15 protein-coding genes are annotated in these 18,084 nt (G+C 33.6%); 10 read left to right on the forward strand and 5 right to left on the reverse strand.

The annotated features are described in order from the left end of the window. The first annotated feature begins 71 nt into the window (after nucleotides 1-71). Nucleotides 72-1,400: a Na+/H+ antiporter NhaC family protein gene (locus tag BJG89_RS03535; protein ID WP_096808582.1), complete on the forward strand. Its 1,329-nt coding sequence runs from the start codon at nucleotides 72-74 to the stop codon at nucleotides 1,398-1,400. Between the two features lie 70 nt (nucleotides 1,401-1,470). On the opposite strand, the gene BJG89_RS03540 is transcribed toward BJG89_RS03535, so the two are convergent. Then, nucleotides 1,471-2,082, reverse strand: coding sequence for a DNA-3-methyladenine glycosylase (locus tag BJG89_RS03540; protein WP_096808583.1), 612 nt, complete (start codon nucleotides 2,080-2,082; stop codon nucleotides 1,471-1,473). Nucleotides 2,083-2,292: 210 nt separating this feature from the next. On the opposite strand from BJG89_RS03540, the gene BJG89_RS03545 reads away from it, so the two are divergent. Further along, nucleotides 2,293-2,871, forward strand: a complete 579-nt coding sequence (locus BJG89_RS03545; RefSeq protein ID WP_096808584.1) for a DUF805 domain-containing protein — start codon at nucleotides 2,293-2,295, stop codon at nucleotides 2,869-2,871. Between the two features lie 72 nt (nucleotides 2,872-2,943). Here the strand turns inward: BJG89_RS03545 and BJG89_RS03550 are convergent, their stop codons facing one another. Continuing rightward, entirely contained in the window at nucleotides 2,944-4,563 is a 1,620-nt protein-coding gene (locus tag BJG89_RS03550; protein ID WP_096808585.1) for a ribulokinase, read from the reverse strand. 255 nt (nucleotides 4,564-4,818) lie between these two features. Between BJG89_RS03550 and BJG89_RS03555 the strand changes: the two genes are divergently transcribed. The 3 genes from BJG89_RS03555 (at nucleotide 4,819) to BJG89_RS03565 (ending at nucleotide 8,402) form a co-directional block, all read left to right on the forward strand. Continuing rightward, complete coding sequence (locus tag BJG89_RS03555) at nucleotides 4,819-5,718, forward strand: ABC transporter ATP-binding protein (RefSeq protein WP_096808586.1); 900 nt, start codon at nucleotides 4,819-4,821, stop codon at nucleotides 5,716-5,718. Continuing rightward, a complete protein-coding gene (locus BJG89_RS03560) occupies nucleotides 5,711-6,949 on the forward strand; it encodes an ABC transporter permease (RefSeq protein ID WP_096808587.1) in 1,239 nt (412 codons plus the stop codon). Before BJG89_RS03555 ends, BJG89_RS03560 begins: the two co-directional genes overlap by 8 nt. 442 nt (nucleotides 6,950-7,391) lie before the next feature. Then, nucleotides 7,392-8,402, forward strand: coding sequence for an aldose epimerase family protein (locus BJG89_RS03565; RefSeq protein WP_170006830.1), 1,011 nt, complete (start codon nucleotides 7,392-7,394; stop codon nucleotides 8,400-8,402). A gap of 123 nt (nucleotides 8,403-8,525) precedes the next feature. On the opposite strand, the gene BJG89_RS03570 is transcribed toward BJG89_RS03565, so the two are convergent. Further along, a complete protein-coding gene (locus BJG89_RS03570) occupies nucleotides 8,526-9,194 on the reverse strand; it encodes an MOSC domain-containing protein (RefSeq protein WP_096808589.1) in 669 nt (222 codons plus the stop codon). A 156-nt stretch (nucleotides 9,195-9,350) separates the two neighbouring features. Here BJG89_RS03570 and BJG89_RS03575 point away from each other — a divergent pair, with 156 nt between their 5' ends. Next, nucleotides 9,351-10,052, forward strand: a complete 702-nt coding sequence (locus BJG89_RS03575; protein WP_170006844.1) for a ribose 5-phosphate isomerase A — start codon at nucleotides 9,351-9,353, stop codon at nucleotides 10,050-10,052. A 99-nt stretch (nucleotides 10,053-10,151) separates the two neighbouring features. Here BJG89_RS03575 and sdpC read toward each other — a convergent pair whose 3' ends face one another. Further along, a complete protein-coding gene (sdpC, locus tag BJG89_RS03580; protein ID WP_096808591.1) occupies nucleotides 10,152-11,471 on the reverse strand; it encodes a peptidoglycan release complex CPBP-like subunit SdpC in 1,320 nt (439 codons plus the stop codon). Nucleotides 11,472-11,725: 254 nt separating this feature from the next. Between sdpC and hutG the strand changes: the two genes are divergently transcribed. Then, nucleotides 11,726-12,655 carry a formimidoylglutamase gene (gene hutG, locus BJG89_RS03585; RefSeq protein ID WP_096808592.1) on the forward strand — a complete coding sequence of 310 codons (930 nt, stop codon included), beginning with the start codon at nucleotides 11,726-11,728 and terminating at the stop codon, nucleotides 12,653-12,655. On the opposite strand, the gene BJG89_RS03590 is transcribed toward hutG, so the two are convergent. Next, complete coding sequence (locus BJG89_RS03590; protein WP_096808593.1) at nucleotides 12,645-13,520, reverse strand: LysR family transcriptional regulator; 876 nt, start codon at nucleotides 13,518-13,520, stop codon at nucleotides 12,645-12,647. The two genes, hutG and BJG89_RS03590, sit on opposite strands and share 11 nt — an antisense overlap. Nucleotides 13,521-13,665: 145 nt before the next feature. Here BJG89_RS03590 and BJG89_RS03595 point away from each other — a divergent pair, with 145 nt between their 5' ends. Genes BJG89_RS03595 through hutI form a run of 3 tightly spaced genes read left to right on the forward strand, consistent with a single transcriptional unit; the run spans nucleotide 13,666 to nucleotide 17,881 of the window. After that, a complete protein-coding gene (locus BJG89_RS03595; RefSeq protein ID WP_096808594.1) occupies nucleotides 13,666-14,940 on the forward strand; it encodes a YjiH family protein in 1,275 nt (424 codons plus the stop codon). A gap of 47 nt (nucleotides 14,941-14,987) precedes the next feature. Next, nucleotides 14,988-16,652 carry a urocanate hydratase gene (hutU, locus tag BJG89_RS03600; protein WP_096808595.1) on the forward strand — a complete coding sequence of 555 codons (1,665 nt, stop codon included), beginning with the start codon at nucleotides 14,988-14,990 and terminating at the stop codon, nucleotides 16,650-16,652. Continuing rightward, a complete protein-coding gene (hutI, locus tag BJG89_RS03605; protein ID WP_096808596.1) occupies nucleotides 16,649-17,881 on the forward strand; it encodes an imidazolonepropionase in 1,233 nt (410 codons plus the stop codon). The genes hutU and hutI overlap by 4 nt, the downstream gene beginning before the upstream one ends. Nucleotides 17,882-18,084: the final 203 nt, after the last annotated feature.

Below are 18,084 nucleotides of genomic sequence, written 5' to 3' on the forward strand. Positions count from 1 at the left end.
TTTCTGTCTTAGTCACTTTTTTGATATACTGTAAGCCATATAAAATGACGATAATAATAAGGAGAAGTATTATGCAGGAAAATAATAGAAGTGACAAGCAATACGGTGCTTTAGCGCTTCTGCCATTAGTTATATTTTTAGGTTTATATATTGGTGTCGGTATTACATTTACAATGATGGGAAAAGAAAATGCTTTTGATCAATTGCCGAGACATGTGGCTATTTTTATAGGTATCATCATCGCCTGGACATGCTATGATAGAAAAACTAAATTTACTAAAAAAGTAGAGATATTCACAGAACATGCAGGAAACTCAGGTATTGTTAACTTAGGTTTAATTCTGTTATTAGCTGGTGCTTTTTCTACTGTTACGTCTGAAATGGGCGGCAAAGAAGCTATGGTAAATATGGGGCTTTCAGTTATTCCTCCTAGTTTACTTATACCTGGTATATTTATTATGAGTGGTTTTGCTGCGTTGACACTAGGTACATCGACTGGTGCACAAGCTGCTTTTATACCTGTTGGTGTTGCTGTGGCACAAGGCGCAGATCTAAGTGTGGCAGCAGCGGGCGCAGCTGTCATAGCTGGTGCTTATTTTGGTGATAATTTATCGATTATTTCCGATACAACCATAGCAGCTACCAATGGGGTGGGTGCCAAAATGAAAGATAAATTCAAGATGAACGTATTGATTGCTGTACCTGCAGCACTTATCACAGCAATTATTTATGCGTTTGTTGGTGGCACAGGCAAAGTTGAAGGTGATTTAAGCTTTAATTTTATTAATATTTTGCCTTATTTATTTGTGCTTGTAGCTGCAATAGTAGGCTTAGACGTTATATTAGTGCTGATTATTGGTATTGTCATGGCTGGGATGCTAGGAATGGTTCAAGGAAATTTAGGTGTGTTCCAATTCACTAAAGCAATTGGTGAAGGTATGGAAAGTATGTTCCTTATTTTTCTAGTAGCTTTCCTAGTTTCGGGACTTGTTGCATTGATTCGATATTATGGTGGTATTGACTGGATTATTAAAACAATGAAAGAGAAGGCAAGAGGACGTAAAAGTGCTGAATATGTAATTAGTTTAATGTCTGGTGTACTTTCTGCAGCTTTATCACACAATACATTAGCGATTATTATTTCTGCTCCGATCGCTAAAGAAATTGGTGATGAATATAAAGTGCCACCTAAACGCATGGCTAGTTTATTAGATATATTTGCTTGTTCTGCTTTAATGTTATTACCTCACGATAGTGGCATGTTAATGGTTGAGCAGTATGGGGATGTGTCTTATATAGAAGTTTTAAAATACACATTTTATCCAGTGGTATTAGTTATTTGTACAGTAATTACAATTCAATTTGGTTTACTTGATAAAGATAAAAAGACATTACAATAATAAATAAAAATGAAATATTAAATAGGTACAGTATCAATCAGTTCATTTTGATTGATACTGTACCTATTGGTTAGTGACGCCAAGTTTCTTGAGCAGAGACGGTGGAACGTTTTGGTATTCTTGAAACATAAGGATTGCCTTTAACGATAAAACGAAGTGGTTTGTGTGTCCATTCCCCTTTGTTCGGGATACCTATTCTTGGTGTTGCTTCAATTTGTTTAGGATACTTACGATTTTTAGTATCAATTTTGAGACGGCCTTCATTTAAACGAGCGCCATCTAAATATCTTGGTATATTAAATGCCTTTGTCCATTTTCCAGGACCATTTGTTAATTCGAAGCCATCTTTTTTTCTATTTAAACGCATCACTTCAATGTTTTCTTCTGGTTCAATGGCGCGTATGAGTACGCCTTCCGGTACATCTTCTAGTTGAGTAACGAAATTGATGAGTAAATGCGTATGCATAACATGAGCGTAAATAGTACCTCCACGTTTGTATAAAGATTCTACTTTGGGTGTTCGTTTACCATTAAATCCGTGAGCTGCCTGGTCATTTTGACCAACATACGCTTCTGTTTCAACTATATAGCCAGTAAAAGTATGTAAATCATCCTCGAAAATGACGCGCACACCAAGTAAATCTTTAGCGATAGTAACTGTATCACGTTGTAAAAAATCCATTTATTAATCCTCCATTTAATAGTTTATAAAATTAAGTGTTTTTAAACACTTTTTGTAAATTTGTAAAATTGTGTTATCACTATGTTAAAACTTTGGTAGAATAAGGCATGTAAGTTGCCTAAATATTGAAAAAATTCAGTAAGACATATCAAGACTATAATAAAGTTAAACACTAATGATATCAAATGAATTTGGAGCGGAGGGAATCATTTGGAAAGGAAAGTCGGATTTGGCGAAGCATTTAAGTTGTTTTGGAAAAATTATTTAAATTTTAAAGGTCGCGCGCGAAGAAGTGAGTATTGGTATATGGTATTATGGCATATCATTTTTCTAATACCCGGCGGTATCTTATATCTTATAGGATTAATCGCATTAATAGCTGGCACTGCATCTCATTCTGAAGGTGCAGTTATGGGCAGTGTGCTCTTTTTGTTTATTAGTTTTATTTATTTTGCTATTTACGGATTAGTAACATTAATACCCAATTGGGCTTTATTTATCAGAAGATTTCATGATACAGGTAGATCGATGGTACTGACCCTTAGTTATTTAGGTGTATCAATCATTACATACATTATATTACTAATTATTGGCTTTCAAGATTTAGAATCTACTAATATAGTAAATGTTATCATTATCGTGTTAATCTATGTATTTTATATAGGATTTGGTATCTATTTCCTAGTGATTGCTTGTTTAGATAGTGAACGAAAAACAAACAAGTATGGTCCGAGTCACAAATATGCTAACCAATATACTAAGATTGATAAAACATATAAAGAACAATAAATGAATATATAACTGCAAAAACCAAGTATAACAAACGAATGAGTTTGACTATACTTGGTTATTTATATAGTTCTAATTTTCTCTATATGATAAGGCAGCATAGGATTTTCCTAACAAATCGTGTAGCGCTTTGTATCGCTGAAATAATTTTTCATATTGTTGGACTTTTTCAGAGTCAGGTTGCAATCGATAATATACAGGTTGTTTCATATGATGGACAGTTTCTTTTAGGGATTGATACGCGCCCCCCACATTTGCACCTAGCATTGCTGTGCCTAAGGCTGTAGCATTTGAAGAATCCATAACGACGACGTCTTTATTTAGAACATTTGCATATATATCTACTAACAGTTTGCTTTTGATTGGAATGCCTCCAGCTGCGTATACAGTATTTACAGGGATATGATTTTTTTCAAATTGCTGCATAATCATTTTAGTGCCAAATGCTGTGGCTTCAATACACGCACGATGAATCATTGCAAATGGTGTTTGTAAAGTTAAACCAAAGATGCTTCCGGTAAGATTACTATCACTTAATATACTGCGGTTGCCATTGTGCCAATCTAATATGGTTACGTGTTGTTTATGAATAGGTATATCAGAAGCTAAATTTTCTAGGTGTTCTAACGTTGAGATACCTTGTTGCTCTGCTTGATCTACGATATGTTTTGGAGCGAGGCTTGCTGAATAATTAAATAAATCACCTACTGCAGGTTGGCCTGCTTCATAAGCGTATAAGCCAGGGATGATAGCATCCTTTACTGAACCGGTAATAGCGGGAATAGACACTTGTTTAGGATCAAGCATAAGATGACAAGTGCTTGTACCAATAACTGGTGTGAATTCGCCTTGCTCAATTGCTCCAACGCCAAGTACCCCTGAATGTGCGTCTATAATATATGGAGAAATTTGGACATGTTCAGTTAACCCCCATAATTTTTGATAGTAAGTTGCTAAATTGCCAGCGCTATCCCCAATATTTACTACGGGCGCTTCACATTTATTTTTTATAATTGCCGGTAATTCTGGATCAACCGCTTCAAAGAAAGCATAGTTGAAGCCATCTTTTTCACTGTAAAACCCTTTAAAACCAATCCCACAATTTGAGCGAATATTTTTATTCGTTAATAAACTAACGATATAGTCACCAGCTTCCATAATATACGCACTTTGAGCTAATATTTCAGGTGCTTTGTGTTTAACCTCTAATATTTTAGGAATCATCCATTCGCTGTTGACGCTATGGCCGTAAAAGTCTAACCAACCAACGTTATGGTTATCGCTCACTTCTTTCATAAACGTAGCTTCTTCTTGAGCGCCGTGATGCTTCCAGAGTTTGACATAAGCATGTGGATTATCTTTCAAATTTTCATGTGTATGTAATGGTTTGAAATCATTATCTAAAAAGACGATAGTACAGCTTGTAAAATCAACACCAATGCCAATAATACTTGAAGGATCAACGTTGCCATCTTTTAAAACGTGTTGTACGCCTTCTTCTAGAATCTTGGTGTAGTCTTCAGCATGCTGTAAAAAATAATTGTGCGGTAAATCACGTCCGTTTAACGAACCAGAAATCGTGCCATGCGGATATGCTTTAATATAGGTCGATATAATTTCACCATTAGAAGTATCTACTAGAAACACACGACCAGATGCTGTACCGTAATCGATACCAATACTATAACTCATATGCCATTACCCCATTACCTCCCAAACACATTTTTAATAAGTGGGGACACTTATTAAATTCAATGATAGTGCTTACAAAAATCATTGTAAAGACAATGTTATTTGTAGGCATTTGGTATAAATAAATTGACCAATAATAATATTTGTTTTTATGTGCATAACATGAATTAAATTACATATTAAAATGTATATTTAAGTTGTGAAATGTTATTATCGGTATATATTATTTGAATTTAAAGGGAGGGAAAGGTGATTATGGCTTTAAATATAGTGCATGTTACGAAACAATATAAAAATTTTACAGCAGTTAATGATATATCGCTAACTTTGGAACAAGGCAAAATGTTAGGATTTTTAGGAAGAAATGGGGCGGGGAAAACGACGACTTTCAGAATGATACTTGGATTAACGCCCGTCACAGAAGGACAAATTTTATATAAAAATAAGCCGATTGATAAATCGATATATGACAATATAGGTTATTTGCCTGAAGAACGAGGACTACATCCGAAAATGAAAGTAGAAGATGAACTAAGATATTTAGCTACGTTAAAAGGTATGAAACCCAAAGCGATATCTAAGGCAATTGATTATTGGTTAAACCGTTTTGATATCGAAGAAAATAGAGGAAAGAAAATTGAGGCATTATCAAAAGGGAATCAACAAAAAATTCAACTACTTGCAAGTATGTTACATAATCCAGAATTATTAATATTAGATGAACCTTTTAGTGGTTTGGATCCAGTTAACGTTGAATTGTTAAAAGAAGCAGTAAAAGATTTGAATGAAGGCGGGACTACGATTATTTATAGTTCACATAGGATGGAACATGTAGAAGAACTTTGTGATGATGTTTGTATCCTTAATAAAGGAGCACTCGTGGTTTCAGGGCCAATTAATGAAGTTAAAGCAAATCACGGAAATAAAAGTGTGATTGTTGAAACACATCATGAAATGCCTGAATTAGACGATATATCTGGTGTTATGAGAGTTGAACGCAATAAAAGAGAAATCAAGGCATTCATAGAGGATGAAACTATTGCGGAAAAAATATATGAAGTTGTTGTAAAATATGGTTTTGTTAAAAGGTTTCAAGTTGTTGAGCCAACTTTAAATGAAATCTTTATTGATAAAGTAGGTGATGTGAATGGGTAAATTTTGGGCAACTTTTTCGCTAACATACAAGAGTAAAGTTAAAACAAAATCATTTATGATTTTTACTGCTATTGTGGTTATTTTAATGTTGGTGGCTGCAAACATTAATAAAATAGTTGATTTATTTGATGATGGACCCGATACCATTGGGGTTGTAACAAACCAAGACCAAATTTATAAAGCCGTTAAAGACCAAAGTAATCAACTAGATGGAGAAGCAAAATTTAAACAAGTGACGGAAGCACAAGCACAGCAACAAGTAAAAAATGAAAAGTTAGATAAAGCTTACGTCATTCAATTACATGATAGTAATAAACTTACGGGTAAAATTTTAAGTAAAGACACGGTTTCAAAACAAGATGAACAAAAATTACAGACGACATTAACAACTATGCAAACAAATCTTACCGCATCTAGTTTAAATCTTTCTCAAGACGAGTTGAAACAATTACAATCTCAAAGCAAAGTGAGTTCTGAAGTCGTTTCTGATAAAGCAAATGAATCTAATTTAAGCGAATCCCAAAAAACATTTAATACAGTTATAGTATATGCGGGTGTCATGTTAATGTTTTTCATTATTATCAACTATGCCAATCAAGTTGCAATGGAAATTGCAACCGAAAAAACATCGCGTGTTATTGAAATGATTATAACAAGTGTTTCACCTGTTACGCATATATTAGCTAAACTGACTGGTGTTATTGCTGTTGCACTAACTCAAATTATTATTTTCGTTGCAGCAGCTATTTTATGTATACTTGTATTTGATATTGGAGATATGCTTAAGGGGTTCGATATACAGCCTAATGAATTAACAGTGCAATTAATTATTGTTGGTGTTATTTCATTGATTGTAGGTATCCTTTCTTATATTATCTTAGCAGCTATTTTAGGTTCCATTACAGCACGCATTGAGGATATAAACCAATCACTCATGCCAATGACATTAATTAGCATGATTGCGTTTTATATTGCATTATTTAGCGTCATCAATCCAGACACGACATTAGCAAAAATTACAAGTTTTATCCCATTGATATCACCATTTATCATGTTTGTACGAGCATCGACACCTGATGTAATGACTTGGGAAATCGTTGTAAGTATTGCCTTGTCTATTATAATGATATTTATTTTACTTTATATTGCGGTAAGAAGTTATAAAGATACCATATTAAGTTTTGATAAAGGCTTATTGAAATCTATAAAACGTGTTTTTACTAAAAGTTAAATGATGCATTTATAAAAATTTAAAAAAACACTACAATTTCAAATAATATTTGATAGAATTAATGATTATGATAGATAATTATTTGCTTTAATTGTTACAATGTAGAAGTATAGAATAATTGAATAGGGCTTGTGTATACGGTTTTAAACAACTTTAAAAGTCAACAGAAAGTTTAATTTGGACAATGTTTGAGGGAATCATTGACAAGTGTTAAATATTTCTGTTGGTTTTGTAAGTATAGGTTAAATATTATTCTTTCACTTTAAATAGAAGAATCAACCTAGGATGGGCGCAAATAGTGATATTGAGCTGGCTGACTAAGATTAATAGATGTTCATTAGAGATACTTAGTGAGACGGCGTTTATATGAGTGATAATTTATTCAAGATAAAGCCAAATCTCAATTTGAATAATGTTTTGGCTTGAAAGGGAGTAATTGATGATGTTTGCAAAAGTAGAAAAACAAAGTAATGGTATTGACTTAATTAAAATAGACAATGAAGCAACTAAGATTGTTTTTACTAACTATGGCGCGCGTATTGTGTCTTGGAAATATGATGATAATAACATCGTATTAGGGAATGTGGTAGAGGCTGATGAATTCTATCGACAAAACCCTTTTTATTTTGGTGCTACCGTAGGCCGGTATGGAGGGCGTATTGCAGAGGCGAAATTTCAATTAGATGGAAAAACATACCACTTAGATGCAAATGACGGTAAAAATAACATACATGGTGGATTAAAAGGTATTGATAAATGTTATTTTGATTATGAAATCCTTGAACAAGTAGGCCAAGTGAAGATTGTTTTCACTACAACGATTAAGCAGACAGATGATTATTTTCCTGGAGATATCGATTTAGAAGTGATTCATACTTATAATGTTGACCATAAATGGACGATTGAATATAAGGCTGTGGCTAGTGAGAAAACAATATTTAATCCTATGAATCATGTATATTTTAATTTGAATAGAGATAACAATGTTATCGATAATCATAGCATTTCGAGTTCAAAATTAAATATGTATTTATTAGATGATAATCAGTTTGTAGCTAAACAAGATCCTATTAGTCTTGATAGTGTATTCAATACAAACCAAATACAATTCAAAGATATATTTAATAGTGTGCATCCAGATATTAAAGCGCAAATGCAACAATACGGTGGTATAGATCATCCATTTGAAATCGGTAAACAAGGTATGAAAGTTGAAAATAAACATTTTCAATTAATATTAGAAACAGATATGCCAAATGTAGTTATCTTCACTTTTAACGATACAAGTGAGTGGGACAGTGACTTTAATATTTATAAAGCGCATTCTGGTTTTACGCTTGAAACGCAAACTATCCCGAACGATATTAATCTATTTGGTGAAAATGCGCCTTCGATTTTAGAAGCCAATCAACCATTTTATTCAAAAACTTCATACAAAATTTCTGAAAAATAAACATTTAATACAGAAATATAATCCAACAATGAACACTGAAATCTTTGTGATTTGATTGGCATCAAATATGGATAAAATTAAGGAATGAGGCAGAAATCATTTTATGAAAATATGTTTTTTGCCTCACTCCTTTTTTTGTTTTTGAGCACGTTTTAAAAATTTTTCTAATTTTTGACGTCTTTCTTTTGTTAAATAAGGATTTTTTAAAGCATATGTTAAGCGATCGGCATTTTTATTGTCATTGTAATAAATATCATTCAGTTCAAAAACGGACAACAGGGAAGCTTCATTACCATATTTTATAAGTTCAAGATGAGAGAATTCATCTACAAACCCTTCTTTAAGAACCCTGAAGTAACATCCCGTCTTACAAGAACTAGACATACGTTGAATCAGATTTGGAATTTTATATTTTTCCTGTATTTTCCAACAAGGTTCTCTAATTTCTGATACTTCAATGATGGCATTGCCTAATTGGAATTGGTCACCAAAATGAATGTTCTTTTCGTCTAAGTCTTCGACAGTTAAATTTTCACCAAACATAGCGTAATCAGGTAATGCTGTTACATCATCTTTCCATAAATCATAATTTTTTTTACTGTATAGGCAAACCGCTTTATGTGGCCCGCCATGCCCTTTATATTCTTGTTCATCTTCAGAAAAACCTGTTTTTGATAACCACATTTTACCAGCAAATGGCTTTTTGTTTAGTGCTGAACGCATAGGTCTTCTAGAACTATAAGACAAGTCTTCTATTTTTCCTGTAGTAATTGCTTTTAAAGCATAAATCATGACAATCCCCCTTGATGATTAGTTATAATTATTGTAAAACACTTATTTGAATATGCAAGAATATATATATTTAAATTTGTACTTGTTTTTTTAACTATTTATTTTTTTCAATCTCATGTACAATATAGGTAAAAGAACGTTATGTAAAGGGGACGCATTATGGATACGAAACAGTTGAAAATTAGTACATTTAATGACGCGTTAAACCAAATCGAAGATGGTATGGTTGTCGGAATTGGCTCTGGTTCAACGATAGAGTTGCTTGTCCCAAAACTAGCTGAGAAAATGAACCATGAACAGATTGAGATTACGGGTGTGTGCACCTCTAATAAAACAGCATATATCGCTAAAGAATTAGGTGTTCGAGTGGTTGACGTTAATGACGTGAGCAAAATAGACATCGCAATAGACGGCGCAGACGAAGTAGATAACCATTTGAATTTAATCAAAGGCGGTGGCGGTGCACTATTTAGAGAAAAAGTGATTGACGCTATGGCTGAAACATTTATTGTTTTAATAGACGAATCTAAATGTGTTGATTATTTGGGTCAAACATTTAAATTGCCTGTCGAAGTGGATAAATTTAATTGGTTATTAGTTTCTAAAAAAATCGCAGCATATGACAATCTAAAAGTGAAACGTCGGATGGTCGATGACGTGCCGTTTATTACTGATAACGGCAATTATATTCTTGACGTAGCGTTACATTCAGGGATTGATCCTTATGAAATGCATGAATTTTTAATTCACTTGGTAGGCGTTTTAGAAACAGGATATTTTATTGATGTAACGGATCAAGTTATTATAGGAACTCAAAATGGCGTTAGAATTTTAAATAAATCAAACGACGTATTATAAAATATAACAAAAGCAGGTTATCTAACTGAAATATTTGGATAGTGATGTAAATACAACATTTTATCTTAAATCATAGTTAGAGTAACCTGCTTTTTTTAGTTAGCGACGGTGGTCATTTTTATGTTTGAAAGGTGACCGTGATGGTTTTTTATCATTATATTGTGTATTTTGATGCGTTGCGTAGCTATCACCCATATTGTCTGTTGTTGGTTCTGATGCTTCCTCAGGATGTGCTTTCTCAGTAGAGTTTTCAACAGCACTATTTGCGTGAGTTTCAATATCATCTTGACTTTGTTGATGATTTTGATTTGTTGATTTAGGTGTATGCTGACTTATAATATTGTTGCAACTAGCATCGTGATTTGTTTCTTGTTGATTATCATATGTGTTGTTCGTAACGGTTTGTTCAGACGCACTTTCTGACTCAGTATCCTTTAAATCTGTTTTATCAGTGGATGTTGCGTCGGTATTAACACTGTTATTTTTAGTTGCGGTCTCATCATCTGATGTGATTTGATTTTCACTAGATACATGCTCAATTGTTTCATCATCTTTATTGAACTGTTGGTTCTCATTTTCTGAATACTCATTTACATGATCTAGGTAATTATTAGTATCAACTTCGTCTAAATTTCGTTTTGTAAAGAAATAAAGGATAGTACGAATAATGATACTTAATAAAATATAGACGATCGCAACTGCTGAAGTAGATAATGCAATAACTTTCATTGCGAATACACTACCTAATTCTTCATTAAATAAGAAAACAAGACCGAATGACATTGCAGCATGGAATATAGTTGCAATATATATCGTACGACCTTTAGTAGCGCGGATTAATTCTCCAATAATCATAGAGAAAGCGAATGTATATAACAAGCCGTATAATGTGTACTCAAAACTAAAAGCGACATTAATATTCCAAATCGAATACATGATACCTACGATAATTGAGGCAAAGAATGTATTCATCTTTGTTTCTACAATGTTTTGTAAATAAGAACGGAAACCAAATTCTATTAAGAACGCCATAACAAGTTGTCCTATGATAATCGACGTTATGGATACAGATAAATCTTCTGTCTGTAATAAAACGAAACTATCAGCAAAAACATTAAAACTTACCATTGCTAGGAGAAATATTGCTAGTGGTAAAATAAGCGCTAAAATAAATCGCTCAATCACTTTTAAATTTATAGTAAGCTTCAAGCCTCCTAGTTGCGTTTTACGTTTGCTAAAAACGATGATACAAACAAGCGCAGCGATAAATGGCGCTGTAGAACTTAAATCAAATACAAATGTTTTTAGTGATATTGTACCTTGTAAATCTTTTAGTATAATAGGAGCTGCATAAGCGATAATAAAGAAAATAAAAATCATTATGGCCCATTGAAAACCTGATATACGTTGTTTATTCATTATGTAACCTCCATTAGGGTTCAGAAAATCATTTATCACCAATTATACATACTTATCTTTCAGAAATAAATTAAATTTAGATATTTATCATTGAAATGTAATAGTAATGCTAAAACAAACATCTAAATGAAATATTAAAAGCTATTTTCAAAATTAATATCGTTATTTTTGGGTAAATAAAAGGATAAATTGAATTGAGATAAATGTAAGCGTATACTTTTAAGTGTGGATATAGTTTTAAAAGGAGGAGAACTATGTATAAGTTAGCACAACCTGAACTATGGACAGGAAGAGTGGACAGTGAAACAGATGAATCTCAGTTTAGATACTTTCAAACAGTGAACTTTCGTAATATCAATGACCATTTCAATGAATCTCGTCAAGGGATAGGTTTATTAGGTTATGCAGTTGATAAAGGTGTTGAATTGAACAAAGGAAGGTTAGGCGCAAAAGAAGGTCCTGATGCGATAAAAAAAATTTTGGCCAATTTACCCGACTTGAGAAAGAGCAATGTCTACGATTATGGTAATGTTGAGCACGATCATGATACTTTAGAAGAAACCCAAAAAGAATTTGCACAATATGTGGCAACTTCAATTCAGAGACACAAGCAAACTTTCCTATTAGGAGGTGGGCACGATATTGCTTATGCGCAATACCTAGGTGTAAGGGAGGCGCACTCAGAAGCATCTTTAGGTGTTATTAATATTGATGCTCATTTTGATACAAGGTTAGAGCCACAGTCAACTTCTGGTACAAGTTTCAGACAAATTTTAGAACAGGATCAAAAGGCAGATTATTTGGTTTTAGGTATTCAACAAAGTGGTAACACACAAGGATTATTTGATTATGCAGAAGAAAAAGACATCGGCTTTGTGTATGCCGACGAATTACTGCATCAAATTTCTCCTCCTATAAAAGACAAGGTGGAACGTTTTATACATGATCATGATGTCATCATGTTTACAATATGTATGGATGTCATAGATAGCGCATTTGCACCTGGTGTCAGCGCAAATGGTGTCTTAGGGTTATTTCCACATATCGTGCTTGAGTTAGCCAAGCGTATTATACCAAATGAAAAAGTTTCAACAATTAGTATTGCTGAAACAAATCCTAAATATGATGTCGATAACCGCACTGCCAAACTATCAGCTAATTTTTTACATCATTTTATTCTTTAATATTCCAATAATAAATGCATAAGTCTATAAAAGAAAGCACACGTTCAGGGTGCTTTCTTTTTTTTAAGTAATTAATGTAAATAGAGCGACTAAGGGTAGGTTTGATTTCTATGGCGTCTAAGTCTCTAGCATTGAAAGATTGATAATAGACGCGAGGGATAATTGCATAACCTAACCCTCGATGTACAAAATTAGTTGAAGCTTCAAACCGGTCAGCCTCTATGATGATATTAGGATGAATATTTAAGCGATTAAAATAATCATCAAGATGTTTACGTACTTGGGAACCTTTTGTTGGTAAGATAAGGGGTAAAGACTTAATCGAAACTTTGTTGCGATTAGGGAATGTATCTTTAGGCGTGATTAATACATAAGATTCTTCGTATAAAGGAATAGAATGGATATCATCATGCACAATTTGTTCATTTGTTAGTCCGAGATGATTTTCAAAATTTAATAATCGCTCTAATATGGTACTCTGATCGTGTACTTCTGAAGCAAGGTACGTTTGATCTTGGTACTGTTTTTGATGCATTGCAACCACTTGTGAAACCCATTGATTTGAAGATTCTAGAATTGATAATTTTATTTTAGGTGCATGACCCATATTTAAGTCATACATTTTTTCAAGCGTTTGATGATAATTTTGTATAAGTTGGACAGCATAATTATAGAAATGAATACCTTTTTCTGTGATTTTTATATCTTTTGTAGTTCTTAAAAATAAATCATAACCTAAATCAGCTTCAATTTTTTTAATTGTATTTGTTAGAGATGGCTGACTGATATGTAAGAAATCAGCGGCCTTTGTAAAACTATTATATTTTACGACGGCGATAAAATATTCCAATTGAATTATTTTCAAAATAACATCGCTCCCCTAGATATATGCTTATTTATAGCTTTAAGCTATTAATAATTAGTTTATTGATATTGGTAGTCTATATAATAACATATTATACTTTTAAATATAGAGGGAGTCGTACTTTCATGTGAAGGGCGTGAAGTACATGTGGAGATTTTTTATTTATAGCTTGATTGGCATTATTTTTTTCTTTGTTCCAATATCGATTTATGGACAATCTACCATAATGATTGATCATATTGTGCAGTGGATAACACTATTGGTTAAACCAGTACTTCCATATTATGTATTGGTTTTAATCATCATTGGCGCAATTCATCCGTTTATCAATCAACGTTGGAATGAATCGAAAACAAGTATGATATTTAGTTTTTTTAAAGTTATAGGAATATTTATTGCTTTCATGGTTGTATTCAATGTCGGACCAGCATTTGTATTAAAAGATAATATAGGCCCGTTTTTATACGAGAAGTTGGCAATACCATTAAGTGTATTAATTCCTATAGGAGCAATATTTTTATCATTTTTAGTAGGTTTTGGTTTGTTAGAATTTATCGGCGTAATTTGTCGCCCAATTATGAGACCTATATTTAAGACACCTGGTAAATCAGCGGTCGACGCGGTCGCTTCGTTTGTTGGTAGTTATTCTATTGGTTTACTCATTACAAACAAAGTCTACAAAAGTGGTGGCTACACGCATAAGGAAGCAGTCGTCGTAGCGACAGGTTTTTCAACAGTATCAGCTACATTTATGATTATCGTAGCTAACACATTAGGCATCATTCAGCATTGGAATTTATATTTTTGGTTTACATTAGTAGTGACATTTATTGTTACTGCCATTACTGTACAACTCCCGCCTATAAGATTTGAAAAAAAGACAACGTACGAAAACCAATCTTATAAAAAAGAAATTCGTAGAGATATGCCATTGTTAAAAGAATCTTGGTTAGAAGCAAAATTAGCTGTAAAACAATCTAAGACACTAATAGAAAATGTTATTGAGAATTTACGTGATGGGGTCATAATGACGATAGCTATTTTACCATCTATTATGTCTATTGGTTTTTTAGGATTAATTATTACAGAATATACCCCTGTTATCGAGTATATTTCATACATCTTTTATCCTTTTATAAGTATATTTCCAGTAGAGAACATTTCAGTATTGGCTCAAGCTTCTACGATTTCGATAGTTGAGATGTTATTACCTGCTGCCATTGCACAATCTGCAGATTTAGCTACAAGGTTTACAGTTGCAGTGATGAGTGTTTCAGCAATCATCTTTTTCTCCAGTGTTGTGCCCGTGATTCTATCTACTGAAATTAAAATTTCGGTATGGAAACTCGTACTTATTTGGTTCGAAAGAGTCGTGTTTACACTGTTAATTACGATTCCGTTTGCATTGTGGATTTTTTAAATATTAAAACAAAGGTTGAATTATAGTAGACGAAGGAGTGATTTTTCATGAGAAAAATTAAAGCAAAAAAAGGTTTAGAGATTGAATGTAAAGGTTGGGAACAAGAGGCTGTATTACGCATGTTATATAACAATTTAGATCCAGAAGTTGCAGAAAAACCTGAAGATCTAGTGGTATATGGTGGCATTGGCAAAGCGGCACGTAACTGGAAAGCATTCGAAGCGATTGAAGAAACATTACGTTCATTAGAAGCGGATGAAACAATGTTAGTACAATCTGGTAAACCGGTAGCTGTATTTAAGACACATGAAGAAGCGCCACGCGTACTACTTTCCAATTCTGTGCTTGTGCCTGAATGGGCTAATTGGGATCATTTTAATGAATTAGATAAAAAAGGATTAATGATGTATGGTCAAATGACTGCAGGTAGTTGGATTTACATAGGTTCGCAAGGTATCGTACAGGGCACGTATGAAACCTTTGGTGAACTAGCAAACCAACACTACAGTGGTAAATTAAATGGCACAATAACGTTAACAGCTGGTCTCGGAGGCATGGGTGGCGCCCAACCATTGGCAGTTACAATGAATGGCGGTGTTGTTATCGGTGTCGATGTAGATGAAACACGTATTGATAAACGTATTGATACTCGGTACTGCGATGTAAAAACTAAAAATTTAGACGAGGCATTAAATTTAGCTGAAGATGCTCGTAAACAAGGCAAGCCTTTATCCATTGGATTAGTTGGCAATGCAGTAGAGGTGCATCAAGCCATTTTAGACAGAGGATTTAAGATAGATATTATTACAGACCAAACAAGCGCACATGATCCTTTAAATGGTTACATCCCTCAAGGTTATACGTTAGAAGAAGCTAGTGCATTAAGAAATAAAAATCCGAAAGAATATGTGAAAGCATCACAAGCATCTATGCATAAACATGTAGCACTGATGCTTGAATTCCAAAAACGGGGTGCAGTGGCATTTGACTATGGTAATAATATTAGACAAGTTGCCTTTAATAATGGTTTAGAAAATGCTTTTGATTTTCCAGGTTTTGTGCCTGCTTATATTAGACCTTTATTCTGTGAAGGTAAAGGGCCATTTAGATTTGCAGCGTTAAGTGGCGATCCTAAAGATATTGAACGTGCCGATGAAGAAATGCGAAGATTATTCCCAAAAAATGAAAAACTCATCCGTTGGTTAAATTTGGCGCAAGAAAAAATTGCATTCCAAGGACTACCATCTCGTATTGCGTGGTTAGGTTATGGTGAACGTGCAAAAATGGGATTAGCATTAAATCGACTTGTACGTGAAGGTGAAATTTCTGCGCCGATTGTTATTGGCCGTGACCATTTGGACTCCGGTTCAGTAGCAAGTCCAAATCGTGAAACAGAAGGTATGCAAGACGGTTCAGATGCTGTTGGCGATTGGGCTATATTAAACGCATTAATTAATACTGCAGCAGGTGGTTCTTGGATATCCTTCCATCATGGTGGCGGCGTAGGCATGGGCTATTCATTACACGCTGGTATGGTTGTTGTCGCTGATGGTTCAGAACGCGCGGACAAACGTTTAGGTCGTGTATTGACTACAGATCCGGGTATGGGAGTAGTAAGGCATGCAGATGCTGGTTATGAATCAGCTATTGAAGTAGCTAAAGAAAAAGGGATTCACATTCCAATGATTACGGGTAAAGGAGATATAAAATGAACGACTTAATCATTCAAAATATTAAACAATTAATTTTGCCGAAATCTACAGAAAGACCTTTAAAAGGTAAAGAATTAAACGACTTGAAAATCATTGAAAATGGCACAGTGGTGATTAAAGATGGCAAAGTCATTTACTCAGGCGAACATACTGAAGCATATCAAGCGACTGACACAATTGACGCCACTGGAAAAGTGGTTTCACCTGCACTAGTAGAAGCGCACACACATCTTGTACATGGTGGTTCTAGGGAACATGAAATGTCACTGAAGCGTCAAGGGGTTTCTTATTTAGAGATTCTTGAACAAGGCGGCGGCATACTTTCTACCGTAGAAGCAACACGCAAAGCAACGGAAGATGAACTTTTTGAAAAAGCTGAAAAAAATTTACTAACTATGATACAACATGGCGTCTTAGCTGTAGAAAGTAAAAGTGGTTATGGTTTAGATAAAGAAAATGAATTGAAACAATTACGTGTGTCCAATCGATTAGCAGAAAAATATAATTTAGATATGAAACATACATTTCTTGGCCCCCATGCGGTGCCAAAAGACGCTAAATCTAACCAAGCCTTTTTACAAGAAATGATAGATTTATTACCAGAAGTTAAAGCATATGCAGATTTTGCAGATATATTTTGCGAAACCGGAGTGTTTACTGTAGAAGAGTCTAAAACTTACATGGAAGCAGCTAAAAAACAAGGTTTTGATGTTAAAATACATGCTGATGAAATCGACCCTTTAGGTGGTTTAGAACTTGCAATTGAAGAAAATGCGATTTCCGCAGATCATTTAGTTGCTTCTAGCGCGGAAGGTAAAGCGAAACTTAAAAATAGCGATACGGTGGCAGTGTTACTACCAGGGACAACTTTTTATTTAGGTAAGGAAACATATGCCGATGCAAGAGGTATGTTAGATAACAATGGTGCCATTGCTATAGCTACAGACTTTAATCCAGGCAGTTGTGTGACAAATAATTTACAGTTGGTCATGTCAATTGCAGCGTTAAAATTAAAATTATCTCCAAATGAAATTTGGAATGCAGTGACAGTGAATGCAGCTAAAGCTATTGATGTTGAGGCAGGTACAATAAACAAAGGTGATAAAGCAAATATTGTTATTTGGGATGCCCCTAATCATGAATATATTCCTTACCATTATGGTATCAATCATGCCGAAAAAGTAATCAAGGATGGGGAAATACTTTTTGATAATCAAATTAAAATTTAAAAAATAAAAGCGAGTTAATGATGCAGAGCGAGAAGATAAAATCAAATGAAGCAGTTTGATTTTTCTCTCGCTTTTTTCTATTAAATTTATTTAAGTTTTGTGTGCTTATTTTGACTATTTGCAACAAATGATTCTGAGAAATTAAATTGAAAAAATATTTTGACAATTATGATATTATAGTCATTAAAGGGGTTGGGGGTGAC

The sequence above is a fragment of the Staphylococcus nepalensis genome (genome assembly GCF_002442935.1).
Taxonomy (GTDB): domain Bacteria; phylum Bacillota; class Bacilli; order Staphylococcales; family Staphylococcaceae; genus Staphylococcus; species Staphylococcus nepalensis.

Coding starts and splice junctions, on each gene's coding strand:
- BJG89_RS03535 (WP_096808582.1), top strand. CDS start 72: ATGCAGGAAAATAATAGAAGTGACAAGCAATACGGTGCTTTAGCGCTT.
- BJG89_RS03540 (WP_096808583.1), bottom strand. CDS start 2,082: ATGGATTTTTTACAACGTGATACAGTTACTATCGCTAAAGATTTACTT.
- BJG89_RS03550 (WP_096808585.1), bottom strand. CDS start 4,563: ATGAGTTATAGTATTGGTATCGATTACGGTACAGCATCTGGTCGTGTG.
- BJG89_RS03555 (WP_096808586.1), top strand. CDS start 4,819: ATGGCTTTAAATATAGTGCATGTTACGAAACAATATAAAAATTTTACA.
- BJG89_RS03560 (WP_096808587.1), top strand. CDS start 5,711: ATGGGTAAATTTTGGGCAACTTTTTCGCTAACATACAAGAGTAAAGTT.
- BJG89_RS03565 (WP_170006830.1), top strand. CDS start 7,392: ATGTTTGCAAAAGTAGAAAAACAAAGTAATGGTATTGACTTAATTAAA.
- BJG89_RS03570 (WP_096808589.1), bottom strand. CDS start 9,194: ATGATTTATGCTTTAAAAGCAATTACTACAGGAAAAATAGAAGACTTG.
- sdpC (WP_096808591.1), bottom strand. CDS start 11,471: ATGAATAAACAACGTATATCAGGTTTTCAATGGGCCATAATGATTTTT.
- hutG (WP_096808592.1), top strand. CDS start 11,726: ATGTATAAGTTAGCACAACCTGAACTATGGACAGGAAGAGTGGACAGT.
- BJG89_RS03595 (WP_096808594.1), top strand. CDS start 13,666: ATGTGGAGATTTTTTATTTATAGCTTGATTGGCATTATTTTTTTCTTT.
- hutU (WP_096808595.1), top strand. CDS start 14,988: ATGAGAAAAATTAAAGCAAAAAAAGGTTTAGAGATTGAATGTAAAGGT.
- hutI (WP_096808596.1), top strand. CDS start 16,649: ATGAACGACTTAATCATTCAAAATATTAAACAATTAATTTTGCCGAAA.